Source organism: Pseudomonas sp. CROZ-RG-20F-R04-15, assembly GCF_022662375.1.
GTDB lineage: Bacteria > Pseudomonadota > Gammaproteobacteria > Pseudomonadales > Pseudomonadaceae > Aquipseudomonas.
On record NZ_JAKNQL010000006.1, the window covers coordinates 272,475 to 289,551 of the forward strand.

Below are 17,077 nucleotides of genomic sequence, written 5' to 3' on the forward strand. Positions count from 1 at the left end.
GCGTGGAGATACATCAATGGACGGATTCAACCTGCGTCATCTGGTTTTGGCTGTCGCTTTGAGCAGCGGCATGGGCAGCGCTTTCGCCGCCACAGACAACAACTTTGTCGATAACGCCGCTGCCGGTGGCATTGCCGAAATCGAAACCAGTCGTCTAGCCCTGGAAAAGAGCCAATCGGCGGACATCAAGGCGTTTGCCAACATGATGATCACCGATCACGGTAAGGCCAACGATGAACTGGCGACCATCGCCAAGGCCAATGACATCGAAGTCCCGGACACCACCACCCTGGTCAAACAGGCCAAGGAAAAAATTCTCGACCTGCGCGATGAGTCCTTTGATGCCGCTTACGCCAACAATCAGGTGAAGGCGCACGAGGAGACCATCGAGTTGTTCAAGAAAGAAGCCAATACCGTGACGGATGACAAGGTTAAAGGCGCTCCGGAATTGAAGGCGTTTGCGCAGAAAATGCTGCCGGCGCTGGAAAAACATCTCGCCGCCGCCAAGGAATTGCAGGCTAAACATCCGAGCAAGTAAAAGGCTTGCCCTCACCCCAGCCCTCTCCCGGAGGGAGAGGGAGCCGACCGTGTTGGATGTTCGAGTTACGCCGACTTGAAACTTCGGCTTCGAACTCAGGTTCTGAACCACCCCAGATCAGCTTCCTTTCCCCTCGCCCGTTGAAAGATCGAGAGGGAGCCGACCGAGGTGGATGTTCGGGTTACATCGACCTGAAAGTCTTGAGTCGAACTCAGGTTATGAACAGCCCCCGACCTGAGATCTCGAGTTGAGCTCAGCTTTTGAAAAGCACCGAGATCGGGCTCCCTTTCCCCCTCGCCCCTGGGGGAGAGGGCTGGGGTGAGGGGGATCGATCTCAGCCACACCACCACACTGAAGCGAAAAAAGGCCGCACCCACTGGATGCGGCCTTGTCGTATCCGCCGAAAATCAACCGCCATCCGTATCAATATCCGCATCCGTCTCCTCCCCCGGCTGCGCCCGATCCGGCTGCGGTTTGAAGCCCGGACTGAATTCATTGTCGTTGTCCGTATGCTTGTTCTTCTGATCGACCGCCGGGTCGGCACTCTGCGCCTGATCATCCTCGCCCTGCTGCTGCGTCGGCGCCGGTTGCCCCGGAACCTGCGGGTCAATCGCTGGATCGTTGCGGTTAATCGGTTCGCCGGATTGACTCTGCTGATTCTTTTGCTCGTTCATGACCACCTCGCTCGTCAAATCAAGCCCGACGCAAACACGCCGGGCCTTGAAGATTCGAAGCCTGCCCCGCGTCAACGTTCAAAACTTCGCCGCACCCGGCCACGCCGACTAGAGTTACCGGGGCGTTCCTTGCGCCAGATCAAAAATATACGTGCAGGAACGAACAACTATTTCGAACGGCAAATGTCGATCATTCCGCGGCGGTCATTTTTCACGATCGCCCCCCAACTCGCGACGGAGCAACAGGCACATGGCAGCACTGCAGAACAGCACACTCGATGCGATGAAAAACAAGCAAACACAACTGCTGAGTGAATGGGTCAACGGACTGGAAGCCAGCGGTGCCACGCGCAATCTGAAAGACCAAGACATACAGCAACAAACCGGCGAATTCCTGCAACTGGTGATCAATGGTCTGCAAAACGACAACGGCACCAATGTGGCCGCGCCGGGCTGGGAAACCACGCGTCAGTTCCTCGAAAAACTGTCCCACAGCCGCGCCCTGCTCGGCCAGGATTCGCAGCAGACCGCCAGTTTCATCTTCGCCCTCAAAGGCCCGCTGTTTAACCTGCTGCAGAGCCATTACAAAGACCAGCCTGCGCTGCTTGCCGAACAACTCTGGGAAGTCTCCGAACTGCTCGACGCCTTTGGCATGCACACCATCCGCACCTTCCAGAAATCCCGCGAAGCGGTGATCAAGCGTCAACAGGAAGAACTGCTGGAGCTCTCCACTCCGGTGGTCAAGCTGTGGGACGGCGTGCTCGCGCTGCCGATGATCGGCACCCTCGACTCGCAGCGCACGCAAGTGGTGATGGAATCGCTGCTGCAACGCATCGTCGACACCGGCTCGGAAATCGCCATCATCGACATCACCGGCGTGCCGACCGTCGATACCCTGGTCGCCCAGCACCTGTTGAAAACCGTGACCGCGATCCGCCTGATGGGCGCCGACTGCATCATCAGCGGTGTGCGTCCGCAAATCGCGCAAACCATCGTCCACCTCGGTCTCGATCTGCAAGGCGTGGTGACCAAGGCCAATCTGGCCGACGCATTGAAGCTGGCCCTGACCCGTCTGGGTGTCAGCCTCGTCAAGACGGTTTAAGCATGGAACGTATCCCGATTCTCCAGATGGGCGATTTTCTGCTGGTGACCATTCAGGTCGACATGCATGACCAACTCGCCCTCACCCTGCAAGACGACTTGTCCGAGCGCATCAGCAAAACCTCGGCGCGCGGGGTGTTGATCGACATTTCGGCACTGGACATGGTCGACTCGTTTATTGGCCGAATGATCGGCACGATTTCCGGCCTGTCGAAAATCATGGACGCCGAAACTGTACTGGTGGGCATGCAACCGGCGGTGGCGATTACTTTGGTGGAGCTTGGCATGACGTTGCCCGGTGTCAGTACCGCACTGAATGTCGAGCGCGGGATGAAGCTGCTCCGGGAACGAGTAGCGCTGCAATGACTGTTCGCAGCAGCGGTACTCAACCCATCCACATCGAGCAGGACGTTGTGCTCGCGCGCCAGACCGCACGCAAACTGGCCACCGAATGCGGAATGCGCCTGATCGACCTGACGAAAATGGTCACGGCGGTCAGCGAACTGGCGCGCAACACCATGGTTTACGGGGGCGGCGGCGACATGGACTGGCAGATTCTCGATGAGGATCACAAGGTCGGTCTGCGTCTGACCTTTCGCGATGAAGGTCCGGGCATTGCCGATATCAAACTGGCGATGACCGACGGCTGGACCTCCGGCAGCGGCATGGGGCTGGGCCTGACCGGGGCGAAACGGCTGGTTGAAGAGTTCGAACTCGACACCGAGCCCGGCAAAGGCACACGCATAACGATCACACGATGGACATGAATATCGTGGGGACGTTGACCCAGGTTCTGCCAATCGAAGACAGCAGTCAGATCGGTTATGCCCGGCGCACCGCGCAGCAACTCGCCGAACAGCATGGCTTTGATGAGCGCGATGCCGGACGTGTCGCGTTGGTTGCCACTGAACTGGCGAGCAATGTGCTCAAACATGCCACTCACGGCGCACTGCATCTGCGGGTATTACCACGGCCTGCGGGTTTCGGCATCGAAATGCTCGCGGTGGATCGCGCTCAGGGCTTTGATCTGGAGGCCTGTATGGCCGACGGATTTTCCACCGGTGGCACACAAGGTATCGGCCTCGGTGCAATTTCGCGGCAGACCGAGGTATTTGACGTCTATGCCGACGCACGTGGCGCGGTCTTGCTGGCACGACTTTACCCTCGCACCGACCGCGAACCGGATATCCGCTACGGCGTCAGTCAGCATTCGTTGCACGACGATCCGGCGTGCGGCGATGTCTGGCACCTGAAGTATGAAGACGCCAGCATCAGCGCACTGGTGATCGATGGCCTCGGGCATGGCGAGGAAGCCGAACGCGCTGGTCGTGCGGGGGCGCAAGCCTTCGCCCTGACACCGTTTGCCGACCCGGTGATGCTGATGGAAGACATGCATCGCGACATGATCGGCACCCGTGGCGGCGCCGTCGCGTTTACCCAGTTCGACGGCAGGCGCGACAGCCTGACCTTTGCTGGCGTGGGCAATATTGGCGCCAGCCTGATCGCCGCCGACAAATCGCGCGGTCTGGCCTCGCACCCAGGTATCGTCGGCGTGCAATACCGAAAAGCCCGGCCTTTTGACTATGCTCACGTGAACGGACATCTATTGATCATGTACAGCGACGGCTTGCAGTCCCGTTGGAATCTACAAGACTACCCCGGCCTGGTGCATCGCCACCCCGCTGTGATAGCCAGCGTCCTGCACCGCGACTTCAGTCGCGGGCGTGACGATGCAACGGTATTGGTCGTTGCCCTGGAGGCCGCCCATGGCTGAGTCACCGATTTTGAGCAACGCCGAACAGGCCGCGCTCATCGCGCAGTTGCAGAGCGAAACAGTGGCTTTGCGCGAAGAGCTCGACGAAACCAATCAGGGCGTGCTGGCGCTGTATGCCGAACTTGACGAACAAGCTGAAGAGTTGCGCCAGGCCTCAGATCTGAAAAGTCGCTTTCTGTCATACATGAGCCACGAATTCCGCACGCCACTGGGCTCGATCCTCAGCATCAACAGCCTGCTCGCCGACGAACTCGACGGCCCGCTCAGCCCTGAACAACACAAGCAGGTGGCGTTCGTCAGCACCGCTGCCCGCGAGTTGAGCGACATGGTCGATGACCTGCTAGACCTCGCGAAGATCGAGGCCGGGCGCATCACCATTTCCCCGGCATGGTTCGACATGTTCGACCTGTTCTCGGCGCTGCGCGGGATGTTTCGGCCGATTGTCGATGCCTCCGCTGTGGACCTGATTTTCGAAGAACCGATCGGTTTGCCGCGCCTGTACACCGACGACAAGAAACTTGGGCAGATCCTGCGCAACTTCATTTCCAATTCGCTGAAGTTCACCACCCGTGGTGAAGTGCGGGTGTCCGCGCGCCTCGAAGGCGTGGACAAGGTGCGTTTTGCCGTCAGCGACACCGGAATCGGTATCGCCGCCGAGCTGCATGGTGCATTGTTCGAGGACTTTTCTCAGGTCGACTCGCCGCTGCAGAAACGTCTGCGCGGCACCGGTCTGGGGTTGTCACTGTGCAAACGCTTCGCCGCTCTGCTCGGCGGTGAAGTCGGGCTGGAAAGCACGCCGGGGGTCGGCTCGACCTTCTTCGTGGTCATTCCGCTGGCGATCGCTCTGGAGAACGTCGATGAAACGTGACATCCGCCTGTTGATCGTCGACGACAACGTCGCCACCCGCTACGCCCTGCGTCGACGGCTGGAGCGCCACGGTTACGAGGTGCTGGAAGCCGGCACCGGCGGTGAGGGGCTGGCGCTGATCGACAGCGAAGCGATCGATGCGTTGATTCTCGACGTCAATCTGCCGGACATGAGCGGCTTCGACATCGTGCGTATCCTGCGTGCGGACACACGCACGGCGTTGCTGCCAGTGATCCACGTATCTGCGGCGTCGATCCAGACCGGTGACATCATCACCGGCCTCGATGCGGGCGCCGACGCCTACCTGATTCACCCGGTCGACGCGGACGTGCTGCTGGCGACCCTGCGTACGCTGTTGCGGGTGCGCGACACGGAAAATGCCCTGCGTGAAAGTGAAGCGCGGTTCCGCGAGATTTTCGTCAATGTCTCCGCGCCGATTGCCGTACTCGATGCCAGCCTCAAGGTGCACGAATGCAACCATGCCTTCACGCAACTGATTCTCGACAATCAGGACCCGCAAATCCTGCGTGAATGTTTCGCCGAAGACCAGAGCGCAATCCTCAACGAACTGCGCTTGCGCCTGGTCGATGGCGAGCGCTGGAAAGGCACGCTGAACATGCGCGTGCAGGGTGAGATTCGCGAGACCGAGTGGCAGATTTCGCCGTACCGCACGCCTGAACTGAGCCTGGTATTTGTCGAAGACGTCACCGAACACCGCCATCGCGAGCGTTCGCATCTGGCCCGTCTGAACGACACCACCACGCAACTGGCCAAGGAAACCGCCGAACGCGTGCGGGCCGAGGCGCAATTGCTGCAAGTACAGAAAATGGATGCGCTGGGCAAGCTCACCGGCGGCATCGCCCATGACTTCAACAATCTGCTGACCGGGATCATCACCAGCCTGGAGCTGATCCAGAAGCGTGTTGCCGACGAACGTCTGGACAAAGTGCAGTTTTATTCCGAAGCGGCGCTGAATTCGGCGATGAGCGCGGCGTCCCTCACCCATCGTTTGCTGGCCTTCGCCCGCCAGCAGCCGCTGGATACGCGGCCGGTGGACATCAACGATCATGTGCGTTCGCTGGAAGAACTGCTGATGCGCACCATCGGTGAACGCATCAGCCTCAAGCTTGAGCTGACCAACAAACCGGCGATCGCCCTGGTCGACCCGGTGCAGCTGGAAAGCGCGGTATTGAATCTGGTGATCAACGCCCGCGATGCGCTGCCGACGGGCGGCAATATCTGGGTCAGTACCTACGCCGCCTATTCCCATGGCGACCCGAATCTGGCCGACGGCGCTTACGTGGCACTGTCGGTGCGTGACGACGGAACCGGGATCGAGCACAACGTCATCGATAAAGTCTTCGATCCGTTTTTCACCACTAAACCGCTGGGCCAGGGCACCGGGCTGGGGTTGTCGACGATCTATGGTTTTGCTCGCCAATCGGGCGGTGACGCGCATATCCGCAGCGTGGCGCGACGCGGCACCGAAGTGACGATCATGTTGCCGGCCACCACCGACCCGACCGGTGCCGACATCCCCCCACCCGTGGTCGATCCGCAAGGCACTGGCGAACATGTACTGATTGTCGAGGACATGCCGTCGGTGCGCATGTTCGTCACCGAAGTGCTGGAGGACGCGGGTTATCGCTGCACCCAGGCGGCGGATATCGAAACGGCGCTGGAGCGGCTGCAGAACGACTCATCGATCAACCTGCTGCTGACCGACGTCGGACTGCCGCGCATGAGTGGACGCGAGTTGGCGGATGTTGCGCGGGGCTGGCGTGACGGATTGCCGATCCTGTTCATGACCGGGTATGCGGAAACGGCGATCAATCGTCAGGTGTTTCTCGGTAGCGGCATGGACATGCTGGTCAAACCGTTTCAGATCAGTGAACTGCTCGACAAGGTCCGCCGCACCCTTGATGGTGCCTGATCTAATGCCTTCGCGAGCAAGCTCGCTCCCACAGTGAACAGTGTGTACCCGACTTGCAGGCACACCCGAAAACCTGTGGGAGCGAGCTTGCTCCGGGCGGCGTTCCGACGAAGACGTCAGCCCTGCCAACCCACCTATCGGCTCAAGGCACGGGCCAAAAACGGCGCCGTCCTGCTCTTCTTGCTCGCCGCAACCTTCTGAGGTGTACCCGCCACGACAATCCTGCCGCCCTGATCCCCCGCTCCCGGCCCGATGTCGATCACCCAGTCACTCTGCGCCACCACGCGCATTTCGTGCTCGACCACTATCACCGTGTGCCCCGCCGTCACCAGAGAATCCAGTTGCTCAAGCAACCGATCAACATCGCGCGGGTGCAGTCCGGTGGTCGGTTCATCCAGCACATACAAGGTCGCGCCGCGCTGGTTGCGCTGCAACTCGGTGGCCAGTTTGATGCGTTGTGCTTCGCCGCCGGACAACTCTGTGGCCGGCTGACCCAGACGCAGATAACCGAGGCCGATATCGCGCAGCACTTCCAGTGAACGGCGAATCCCCGGTTGCTCGGCGAAGACTTCCACCGCCTCCTCCACGGTCAGTTGCAACACCTGGGCAATGCTCAAACCCTGCCAGAGAATCGCCAGCGTTTGCGGGTTGTACCGCGCGCCATGACAGGTCGGACACGGCGCATAGACACTTGGCATGAACAACAACTCGACACTGACAAAGCCTTCGCCCTCACAGGTGGCGCAACGACCCTTGGCGACGTTGAAGGAAAACTGCCCGGCGTCGTAGCCCGCTGCCCGGGCAGCGTCGGTCGCGGCATACAGCTTGCGCACGTTGTCGAACAAACCGGTGTAGGTCGCCAGATTGGAGCGTGGCGTGCGGCCGATCGGTTTCTGATCGACCTGCACCAGTCGCTTGATCGACTCCAGTCCCGACGTGACCTGGCCGCTGCTGAGTTGCGGGGCGTCGTCCTCCAAGCTGAGTTCTTCCGTCTCGCTTTCCTGCGTGGCACGGCCCAACTGCGCGCCGACCAGTTCCAGCAACGCCTGACTGACCAGACTCGACTTGCCAGAGCCGGACACGCCCGTCACCGAGGTGAAGCAGCCCAAGGGAAATTCGGCACTCAGATTGTTCAGGTTGTTGCGGGTAATGCCGTCGAGTTTCAGCCACGCCGTCGGTTTGCGCGCGGCGCGTGTCTGACGCTGCGATTCGGCAAACAGATAGGCCCGCGTCTGCGACGCTTCGATCTCGGCCAGACCTGCCGGCGGGCCGCTGTACAACACCTGTCCACCCTGCTCGCCCGCCGCCGGGCCGACATCGATCAGCCAATCGGCGCGGCGCATGGTTTCCAGATCATGCTCGACCACAAACAGCGTGTTGCCGTCAGCTTTCAAGCGTTGCAAGGCCTCGAACAACGCCTCGCCATCGGCCGGATGCAAACCGGCGGATGGCTCGTCGAGCACATAAATCACCCCAAACAATTGCGAGCCCAACTGCGTCGCCAAACGCAAGCGCTGCAACTCACCCGACGACAGCGTCGGTGTGCTGCGCTCCAGCGCCAGATAACCGAGGCCCAGATCGGTCAGGGTGCTGACCCGTTCCAGCAAATCCTCGGCGATGCGCTGCGCCGCCAGGCGTTTCTCCAGCGACAGGTTCGGCGTGTGGCGCACATCCGGCGCGCTGGCATGGCCGCTGGCGCCGTGGGCCACACGCTGCTGACGAGCCTCGCGGGTTTGCGCATGGCTCAAGGTCTCGCCGGTTTCCTCGGCCTGCTCCAGATAACTGTGCGCCGCCACGGGTTTCAACACCTCGGCCACTTGCAGCAACGGCATCTGCGCCAGTTCACCGATGTCATACCCGGCAAACGTCACCGACAACGCTTCACGCTTCAGGCGCTTGCCGTCACATAGCGGGCATGGGCTGCCGAGCATGAACTGCGCAACGCGCTTCTTCATCAGCGCACTTTGCGAATGGCTGAACGTGTGCAGGATGTAGCGCCGGGCGCCGCTGAAGGTGCCCTGATAACTCGGCTCCACCTTGCGCTTGAGGGCGACGCGGGTTTCTTCCGGGGTCAGCCCGGCGTACACCGGCACGGTCGGGGTTTCTTCGGTGAAGAGAATCCAGTCGCGCTGTTTTTTCGGCAGCTTTTTCCACGGGATGTCGACGTCGATGCCCATGGTCACGAGGATGTCGCGCAGGTTCTGCCCCTGCCACGCCAACGGCCAGGAAGCCACGGCACGCTGGCGAATGGTCAGGTTCGGATCGGGCACCATCAGCGCTTCGGTGACTTCATAGACACGGCCGAGGCCATGGCACTCCGGGCAGGCGCCTTGCGGCGTATTCGGCGAGAAATCCTCGGCGTACAACATCGGCTGCCCCGGCGGATAACTGCCGGCGCGCGAGTACAACATGCGGATCAGGCTCGACAACGTGGTGACGCTGCCCACCGACGAGCGCGTGCTCGGCGTGCCGCGTTGCTGTTGCAGGGCCACGGCTGGCGGCAGGCCTTCGATGGAATCGACATCCGGCACGCCGACCTGATCGATCAGGCGCCGCGCGTAAGGCGCCACCGACTCGAAATAGCGGCGCTGGGCTTCGGCATACAAGGTGGAAAACGCCAGCGACGATTTGCCCGAACCGGACACGCCGGTAAACACCACCAGCGCATCGCGAGGAATGTCGACATCGACGTTTTTCAGATTATGTTCACGGGCGCCGCGCACCCGGACCATGCCGGCGGGCGCTTTGGAGGTGCGTTTGGAAGTCATCGACCTGCCTTGCCTTGGTGAAAGAATGTTCAACGCTCAACTACCGAGCACCACGCGAATCATCTGCAACATGGCCTCCGGGCTATACGGTTTGCCGAGCAAATGCGTGTCGGGACTGAGCTGGTGATTGCGCGAGATGATGTCGCGGGTATGCCCGGAGGTGAACAGCACCGCCACTGGCGGCGTCTGCACCTTGGCCCAGGCGAACAGGTCGGAGCTCTTGATCAGCCCCGGCATGACCACGTCGGTGAAAATCAGATCGACTTCGGCACCTTCGAGGAGCATCTGCATGGCCGCATCGCCATTGCCGGCGGTCAACACGCGATAACCTTCCTCGCGCAGCAACTCGACCGCCGAGGCGCGCACCGCGTCGTTGTCCTCGACCACCAGCAACGTCTCGTGACCACCGCTCTGCTGCCGTTGCAGATTGGGCGATTCATCAAGAATCGGGCGCAGGCTGCGCGGGAAGTACAACTGCACCTGCGTGCCCTCGCCGACGGCACTGGCAATGTCGACATGCCCGCCGCTCTGTTTGACGAAGCCGAACACCATGCTCAGGCCCAGCCCGGTGCCTTGGCCATCGGCCTTGGTGGTGAAAAACGGTTCGAACACTTGCTCGAGAATGTCTTGCGCAATGCCAGCGCCGCTGTCACTGACGGCGACTCGGACAAACTCGCCGGGAACGATGCCTTTACCGGCACAAAACTCGCGGTCGAGTTGCACGTTGGCAGCGCTGAGCCCGATGGTGCCCTCGCCCTTCATGGCATCGCGGGCGTTGATCGCCAGATTGAGAATGGCGTTTTCCAGTTGATTGCGGTCGACGTTGATGTGCCACGGCGCGGGTGGTAGTTGCACGTCGATCTGAATGGTTTCGCCCAACGCCCGCTGCAGCAATTCGCCAACGCCTTCAAAGATCTGCTGCGGGTTGCACACCGCCGGCGACAACGGTTGACGGCGGGCAAACGCAAGCAATTGCGAGGACAGCTTGGCGCCGCGCTCGACCGCCGCCAGCGAGGCACTGACCCGGCGCTGCACATTGGCGTTGTTCGGTTCATGGCGGGCGAGCAAATGCAGATTGCCGGCGATCACTTGCAGCAGATTATTGAAGTCGTGAGCGACGCCGCCCGTCAGTCCACCAATGGCTTCGAGCTTCTGCGACTGACGCAACTGCTCCTCAGCCGCCAGCCGCGCCTCAACCTCTTCGCCCACGCGCTGTTCGAGATTGCGGGTAAATTTGAGCAGGGATTCTTCGGCAATCTTGCGTTCATGAATATCGATCAAAACGCCGGGAAAGCGCAGCGGCTTGCCGTGCTCGTCGAACTCGCAGCCGCCGCTGGCCAGCACCCAAAGATAGCTGCCGTCGCTGCGCAACACTCGATACTCAGCGTTATACGGTTCGCCAGTCTGCACCGAGTGGGCGACGCGCTCTTGCACCCAGGCGTGGTCATCGGGATGAATGCGCGACTCGGCAATCTCCTGCGCCAGATTGCTCAGGTCCTGATCCGGCGGGTAAGAGAAGGTGCGGGCGAAGCGCTCGTCCGCCGACAGCCTGTTGTTCTTCACATCCCAGACAAACGAGCCAAGCAACGCGCCGGCATTCAGTGCCAGTCGCACCCTTTCGTTATCGGCACGGTAGGCGTCTTCCGCTTCCTGGCGCAGGCGTTCGGAATGCATGAATTCGGTGGTTTCGACCACCATCGCCATCACTCCGGCGGGCACGCCGTCATCGTTGGCGACCGGGCTGTAATACAAATCCATCCAGACGTCTTCGGGGACGCCATCGCGTAACAGCACTAACTCTTTATTGCGGAAAGACAAAGTGCCGCCGGCCAGACAGGTATCGACCACATGCCGGTTGAATTCGGCGACTTCCGGCCAGCCCAGTTCCACCGGCGCGCCCAGCAAATAGGGATGGCGACCACCGGCAAATATCGAATAGGCGTCGTTGTAGATCATGTAGCCGGCGCGGCCCCAGAGCATGACCATCGGCAGTGGCGAGGCCAGCATCAATTGCACCGCGCTGCACAGGCTGGCCGGCCAGCTGTTCAGAGGGCCAAGTTCGGTGTGGCTCCAGTCGAACGCGCAGATGCGCCCGGCCATGTCGCCTTTCCAGCCGTCACAACCATGGCTATCGGATAAAAACTGCATCGACTGACTCAGTGTCCTTAGGTGATTGCCCGATAAATTGCCGCGCCAGCGCAACGCGACGCCCGTCTGTTTCGAGCGTCTTCATTCGCAATGGTTTCATCTGAGGTATAGCCGATTTCACGCTCGGCCGAAACTCACACCCCGATCAGGTGTTTGAGCGGATGGTAGCCAGTTTTCATCTTTGCGGCGACGTCGAGAATGGCCTTCTCGATGCCGTTCAAATGCATGCAGGTCAGCTCGATGGCGGCGCTCTGATTGCCCGCCTCGATGTATTCGATCAGGCGCAGATGCTCGTCGTCGCGACACACTTCATGACTGTCGTCGTCCAGCGCAGCGGCGTACAGCGAGGCACGGGAAATCAGCTTCTGGAACCAGTCGAGCAACACCGGATTATTCAGGCTGCGCGCCAGTTTGATGTGGAACTCGCCGAGCAGATGAATCAACCGTTCGTGATCACCAGCGGCATGGGCTTCATCTTCCAGCAGCAGATGTTCGCGCAAATCCTGCATCGCGGCAGTGTCCTTGCGCCGGCACAGTTCAGCGACGATACCGATCTCGATCAACCGCCGGGTTTCGAACAGCGAACGGATCTCTTCGTTGCTCGGCAGCGACACCGATGCACCTTTATTGGGCTCGGTAGTGACCAGTCCGTCGGCCTCCAATTGCTTCAATGCAGCGCGCACCGACGTGCGGCTGACATTGAATAACTCGGCCAATGAGGCCTCACCCAGTTTCATGCCCGGGCGTAACGAACGCTTGCTGATCGCCTCGTAAACCCCTTGGTAGACGCGGTCGACCGTGGTTTCCGGTTTCTTCTCGGTCATTCGAACACTCCTTTAGCGTCGGGCAACCAGCCCCTGGCGATGCACAGCCATGGAAAAAGGGGGTTGCACGCGCAGATTAATCCGGGTATTTCTAAATTGCATTCAGATATTGCATACAATAAATAGAGGATTGCACCATTATGGGTCAACCAATAGCAATTGAAGTGCGCAACGTCTCCAAACGGTATTCCGATGATCCTGGCCTCGCGCCAGCCCTCGACAATGTCTCGGTGAACATCGCCGATAACGAATTCTTCACACTGCTCGGCCCCTCGGGTTGCGGCAAAACCACCTTGCTGCGGACCATCGCCGGTTTCGAACACGTCAGTGAAGGCGAGATTCGTCTGGCCGGCGAACCGGTCAACGATCTGCCGCCGTTCAAGCGTCGGGTCAACACGGTGTTCCAGAGCTATGCGCTGTTTCCGCACATGAGTGTGGCGCAGAATATCGCCTTCGGCCTCGAGATGCAGGGTCTTGATCGCAGGTTGATCCCCGATCGCGTCAACGAGATGCTCGCGCTGGTGCAAATGGAGCACCTGGCCGGGCGCAAACCGGCCGAGTTATCCGGCGGCCAGCAACAGCGTGTGGCTCTGGCCCGGGCCTTGGCGCCGAAACCGAAAGTGCTGTTGCTCGACGAACCGCTGTCGGCACTCGATCTGAAGTTGCGCAAGGAAATGCAGGTCGAACTCAAACGCGTACAGAAAGAAGCCGGCATCACCTTCATTTTCGTCACCCACGATCAGGAAGAAGCGCTGACCCTGTCCGACCGTATCGCCGTGATGTCCGCCGGCAAGATCCTGCAGATCGGCACGCCGACCGATATCTACGAACAGCCGAAACACCGCTTTGTCGCGCAATTCATCGGCGACATCAACTTCCTCCCCGGCCAGCTCAAGCACGGCGAACACAACGAAAAACTGTTCGTACCCAACGGCATGCCGATCGAAATCCCCTGTCAGCAACAAAGCTTCACCGGCAGCAGCGTGCAATTGGCGTTTCGTCCGGAACGCTCGCAACTGGTCGACGCCAGCCAGCCGCATCACCTGCGCGGGGTGATCGAAGCGGTGCTCTACGTCGGCACCGCCACCCTCTATCAATGCCGTTTGAACAACGACATCAAAGTCATGCTGCGCGAAAACAACGAAGGCCTGAACCAAAGCCGTGCGGTCGGCGAGCGCGTCGCCGTGCACCTGCCGCCGCACGCCTGCCTGTTGATGGAGGCTTGAGATGAGCGTCAGCAGCACTTCCCCTGCCCTCAACCGTGCGCTGTTGCTCAGCCCGGTGGTGTTGACCCTGCTCGCCCTGATCGCCATTCCGTTGGGGATCATGGGCTACATCAGCCTGTTGCCGCGCAACACCTACGGCGGCGTCGACTGGCAAGCGCCATGGCAACTGCAAAGCTATGTGCAGCTGTTTTTCCAGGAAGGGTTCGACGGTGAACTGGAGCTGAACTGGGTCTACGCCCAGGCGCTATTGCGCTCGGTGCTGCAGGCCGGCGGCACTACCGCGCTGTGTTTTCTGTTCGGATTTCCCGTGGCGCTGTGGATGTCGAGCCTGACTCCACGCCGTCGCAACCTGATGGTATTGCTCATCACCATTCCGTTCTGGACCAACCTGCTGATCCGCAACTACGCGTGGCTGATCATCCTCCGCGAACACGGTTGGGTCGCGCAAAGCCTCAACGCGCTGTTGCCGAGTGCCGGCGGCATCACCCTGCTCTACAACGACTTCGCGGTGAGTGTCGGTCTGGTCTACAGCTTCCTGCCGTTCATGATTCTGCCGATCTATTCGACGCTGGAAAAACTCGACTGGCGTCTGGTCGAAGCCGCTTACGACCTCGGGGCGAATCGTTGGCACGCGTTGCGGCGGATCATTCTGCCGCTGTCGATGCCCGGGGTGATTGCCGGCGCGTTGCTGGTGTTTGTGCCGAGCCTCGGCGCCTTCATCACCCCGGCGATTCTTGGCGGCGGCAAGACGCTGATGATCGGCAACCTGATCCAGCAACAGTTCGGCACCGCGCGCAACTGGCCGCTGGGCAGTTCGCTGTCATTCCTGTTGCTGGCGATTCTGCTGGTGTCGCTGGTGCTCTATGCGCTGTACAGCCGCCGCGCGGCGAAGACCGTCAATCGGGGGGCCAAAGCATGATTTCCCTGCACCTGAAGAAACTCCCGGCGACCCGCGAAATCAGCCTGCTGATCCTCGCCTATCTGTACCTGCCGATCTTCGTGTTGATCGCCTACAGCTTCAACGCCAACCGCTCGGCGACAGTGTGGACCGAGTTTTCGTTTGCCTGGTACGGGCGGATTCTGGCCAACCCGTCGATTCAGACGGCGGCGCTGAATTCGATCATCGTCGCCACCATCGCCACGGTCTGCGCCACCGCGATTGCACTGCTCGCAGCGCTGGCGACTTACCGGCCGTTCTACGGGCAGAAAATGGTCGAGGGCGGGATCAACCTGCCGCTGATCCTGCCGGAGATCGTTACGGCGGTGGCCACCCTGCTGCTGTTCATGGCGCTGGGCATCAAGCTTGGTTTGCTCACGGTGATCGTCGCGCACATCGGCTTCTGCATTCCTTTCGCTTACCTGCCGATTCGCGCGCGGCTTAACGATCTGGACAAGAGTTTGCTGGAAGCGGCGAACGATCTTTACGCCAATCCGTGGCAGGTGTTCCGCCGCGTGACCTTGCCGCTGCTGTGGCCGGCGGTGTTGTCCGGTGCGGTGCTGGCGTTCGTGGTCAGCCTCGATGATTTCATCATGACCTTCTTCGTCGCCGGCCCCGGTTCGACGACGTTGCCGGTGTACATCTTCTCGGCGATCAAGGCCGGGGTGACGCCGGAAATCAACGCGATCTCGACGCTGATGCTGGTGATCTCGATTGTCCTGGTGGTGCTGGCCTTCTGGCTGGGCCAACGCGGTAAACAACAATAAATCTGGAGCGCTCCGTTTATGAAAAGCAAAAGCATGCGTCTGGCAATGTCCGGTCTGGCCCTGAGTTGTTTCACCGCGTTTGGCGCCCACGCCGCCGAGCCGAAAGAGCTGTTTTTCTATAACTGGACCGATTACTACCCGGTGGATTTGCTGGCCAGGTTCGAAAAGGAAACCGGCATCAAAGTGACCATGGACGGTTACGACAGCAACGAAACCCTGCTCGCCAAGTTGCAGGCCGGCGGCGCCGCGTATGACGTGATCGTGCCGTCGCAGTCGATCATGCAGACGCTGATCAAGCAGGATCTGCTGATGGAAATCGACACGCCGAGCCTGAGCAACTTCCAATACGTGAAGGGGCCGTTCCGCGATCCGAGCTTCGACCCCGGGCGCAAGTTCTCGGCGCCGTATCTGTGGGGCACCACCGGGTTCTCTTACGACAGTGCGCGGGTGCCGGGCGGCAAGCTGGATGACTCGTGGAAAGAGTTCTTCGAGCCGCGCAAAGAGCTGCAAGGCCAGCTCGCTGCCCTCGATACGTCGAGCAGCGTGATCAACGCCGCCAGCCATTATCTGAACGTCGACGAGTGCAGCGAAAACCCGCAGGACGCCAAGCGCATCCTCGAACTGCTGCAGAAGCAGAAGCCGTTTTTGAAGATGTACAGCTCCGACAACACCGTCGACCGCATGGCTTCGGGCGAGGTGATCATGATGCAGAACTGGAACGGCTCGACGGCACGGGCGACCTTGCAGAAGAGCACGATCAAGTACGTCTATCCGCGTGAAGGCGTGGCGATGTTCCAGGACAACTTCGCCGTGCCGAAAAGCGCGCCGCATCCAGGTAACGCGAAGATCTTTATCGACTGGATGATGAAGCCGGAGAACGCCGCTGCCGTGTCCAACGCCATTGCTTACGCCAACGGGATTCAGAGCGATTCGCTGCTTGATCCGAAGTGGAAGGTCATGGACGCGATCAACATGCCTGAGGAATACGCCTCGCGTTTGCGCCCGGAGAAGGAGTGCAGCAACAAGGCGCGGGAGCTGCAGGACCGGATCTGGTCGAAGCTCAAGGGTTGATCTGAGTCCGCTGCCCTCACCCTAGCCCTCTCCCGGGGGGAGAGGGGACTGACCGAGGTGTCTTGCGATCTACGCCGACCTGATAAACCGAGTCGATTATGGATTCACAGCCGAGCTTTCAAACCGGTCAGTTTTGGATTCACAGCCGGACTTTCAGGTCGGTGTACTTCTTCAATATCCCCCATTCGGTCCCCTCTCCCTCCGGGAGAGGGCTAGGGTGAGGGAAAAAAATTCAAAGACCCACGAGGTTTGTATGACCCAACCACACTGGCTCCGCAACGTCCGCCCCTACGGTGCCCAAAATACGCCTCGCCCTTGCGCCCGGAGAAGGAATGCAGGCGCGGAAGCTGCAGGACCGTATCTGGTCGAAGCTCAAGGGTTGATCCGGAACCGCTGCCCTCACCCTAGCCCTCTCCCGGGGGGAGAGGGGACTGACCGAGGTGTCTTG

Annotated in this window: 15 protein-coding genes; 11 read left to right on the forward strand and 4 right to left on the reverse strand. The window is 60.5% G+C overall.

The window, feature by feature from the left end; genetic code table 11:
- Positions 1-16: 16 nt before the first annotated feature.
- Positions 17-538 carry a DUF4142 domain-containing protein gene (locus L8H52_RS12205; RefSeq protein ID WP_242207240.1) on the forward strand — a complete coding sequence of 174 codons (522 nt, stop codon included), beginning with the start codon at positions 17-19 and terminating at the stop codon, positions 536-538.
- 407 nt (positions 539-945) lie between these two features.
- Here L8H52_RS12205 and L8H52_RS12210 read toward each other — a convergent pair whose 3' ends face one another.
- The gene (locus L8H52_RS12210) at positions 946-1,212 is read right to left on the reverse strand and encodes a hypothetical protein (RefSeq protein ID WP_242207241.1); all 267 of its coding nucleotides are present in this window, start codon (positions 1,210-1,212) and stop codon (positions 946-948) included.
- Positions 1,213-1,462: 250 nt separating this feature from the next.
- On the opposite strand from L8H52_RS12210, the gene L8H52_RS12215 reads away from it, so the two are divergent.
- From L8H52_RS12215 to L8H52_RS12240, 6 genes are read left to right on the forward strand one after another with little or no spacing between them, the layout of a single operon-like run.
- The gene (locus tag L8H52_RS12215; RefSeq protein WP_242207242.1) at positions 1,463-2,314 is read left to right on the forward strand and encodes an STAS domain-containing protein; all 852 of its coding nucleotides are present in this window, start codon (positions 1,463-1,465) and stop codon (positions 2,312-2,314) included.
- 2 nt (positions 2,315-2,316) lie between these two features.
- Positions 2,317-2,679 carry an STAS domain-containing protein gene (locus L8H52_RS12220; RefSeq protein ID WP_242207243.1) on the forward strand — a complete coding sequence of 121 codons (363 nt, stop codon included), beginning with the start codon at positions 2,317-2,319 and terminating at the stop codon, positions 2,677-2,679.
- Positions 2,676-3,080 (forward strand): anti-sigma regulatory factor, encoded by a 405-nt coding sequence (locus tag L8H52_RS12225; RefSeq protein WP_003225570.1) that lies wholly within the window; start codon positions 2,676-2,678, stop codon positions 3,078-3,080. The genes L8H52_RS12220 and L8H52_RS12225 overlap by 4 nt, the downstream gene beginning before the upstream one ends.
- Complete coding sequence (locus L8H52_RS12230; RefSeq protein WP_242207285.1) at positions 3,077-4,087, forward strand: ATP-binding protein; 1,011 nt, start codon at positions 3,077-3,079, stop codon at positions 4,085-4,087. Before L8H52_RS12225 ends, L8H52_RS12230 begins: the two co-directional genes overlap by 4 nt.
- Complete coding sequence (locus L8H52_RS12235; RefSeq protein ID WP_242207244.1) at positions 4,080-4,955, forward strand: ATP-binding protein; 876 nt, start codon at positions 4,080-4,082, stop codon at positions 4,953-4,955. Before L8H52_RS12230 ends, L8H52_RS12235 begins: the two co-directional genes overlap by 8 nt.
- Positions 4,945-6,888: a response regulator gene (locus L8H52_RS12240; RefSeq protein WP_242207245.1), complete on the forward strand. Its 1,944-nt coding sequence runs from the start codon at positions 4,945-4,947 to the stop codon at positions 6,886-6,888. Before L8H52_RS12235 ends, L8H52_RS12240 begins: the two co-directional genes overlap by 11 nt.
- 134 nt (positions 6,889-7,022) lie before the next feature.
- Here the strand turns inward: L8H52_RS12240 and L8H52_RS12245 are convergent, their stop codons facing one another.
- From L8H52_RS12245 to L8H52_RS12255, 3 genes are all read right to left on the reverse strand, one after another.
- A complete protein-coding gene (locus L8H52_RS12245) occupies positions 7,023-9,656 on the reverse strand; it encodes an excinuclease ABC subunit UvrA (RefSeq protein ID WP_242207246.1) in 2,634 nt (877 codons plus the stop codon).
- Positions 9,657-9,692: 36 nt separating this feature from the next.
- Complete coding sequence (locus tag L8H52_RS12250; RefSeq protein ID WP_242207247.1) at positions 9,693-11,804, reverse strand: hybrid sensor histidine kinase/response regulator; 2,112 nt, start codon at positions 11,802-11,804, stop codon at positions 9,693-9,695.
- Between the two features lie 134 nt (positions 11,805-11,938).
- A complete protein-coding gene (locus L8H52_RS12255; protein WP_242207248.1) occupies positions 11,939-12,628 on the reverse strand; it encodes a GntR family transcriptional regulator in 690 nt (229 codons plus the stop codon).
- Positions 12,629-12,768: 140 nt separating this feature from the next.
- Here L8H52_RS12255 and L8H52_RS12260 point away from each other — a divergent pair, with 140 nt between their 5' ends.
- Genes L8H52_RS12260 through L8H52_RS12275 form a run of 4 tightly spaced genes read left to right on the forward strand, consistent with a single transcriptional unit; the run spans position 12,769 to position 16,629 of the window.
- A complete protein-coding gene (locus L8H52_RS12260; RefSeq protein ID WP_242207249.1) occupies positions 12,769-13,854 on the forward strand; it encodes an ABC transporter ATP-binding protein in 1,086 nt (361 codons plus the stop codon).
- A gap of 1 nt (position 13,855) precedes the next feature.
- Positions 13,856-14,773: an ABC transporter permease gene (locus L8H52_RS12265; protein ID WP_242207250.1), complete on the forward strand. Its 918-nt coding sequence runs from the start codon at positions 13,856-13,858 to the stop codon at positions 14,771-14,773.
- Positions 14,770-15,558 (forward strand): ABC transporter permease, encoded by a 789-nt coding sequence (locus L8H52_RS12270; RefSeq protein ID WP_008085891.1) that lies wholly within the window; start codon positions 14,770-14,772, stop codon positions 15,556-15,558. Before L8H52_RS12265 ends, L8H52_RS12270 begins: the two co-directional genes overlap by 4 nt.
- Positions 15,559-15,576: 18 nt before the next feature.
- Entirely contained in the window at positions 15,577-16,629 is a 1,053-nt protein-coding gene (locus L8H52_RS12275) for an extracellular solute-binding protein (RefSeq protein ID WP_242207251.1), read from the forward strand.
- Positions 16,630-17,077 lie beyond the last annotated feature (448 nt).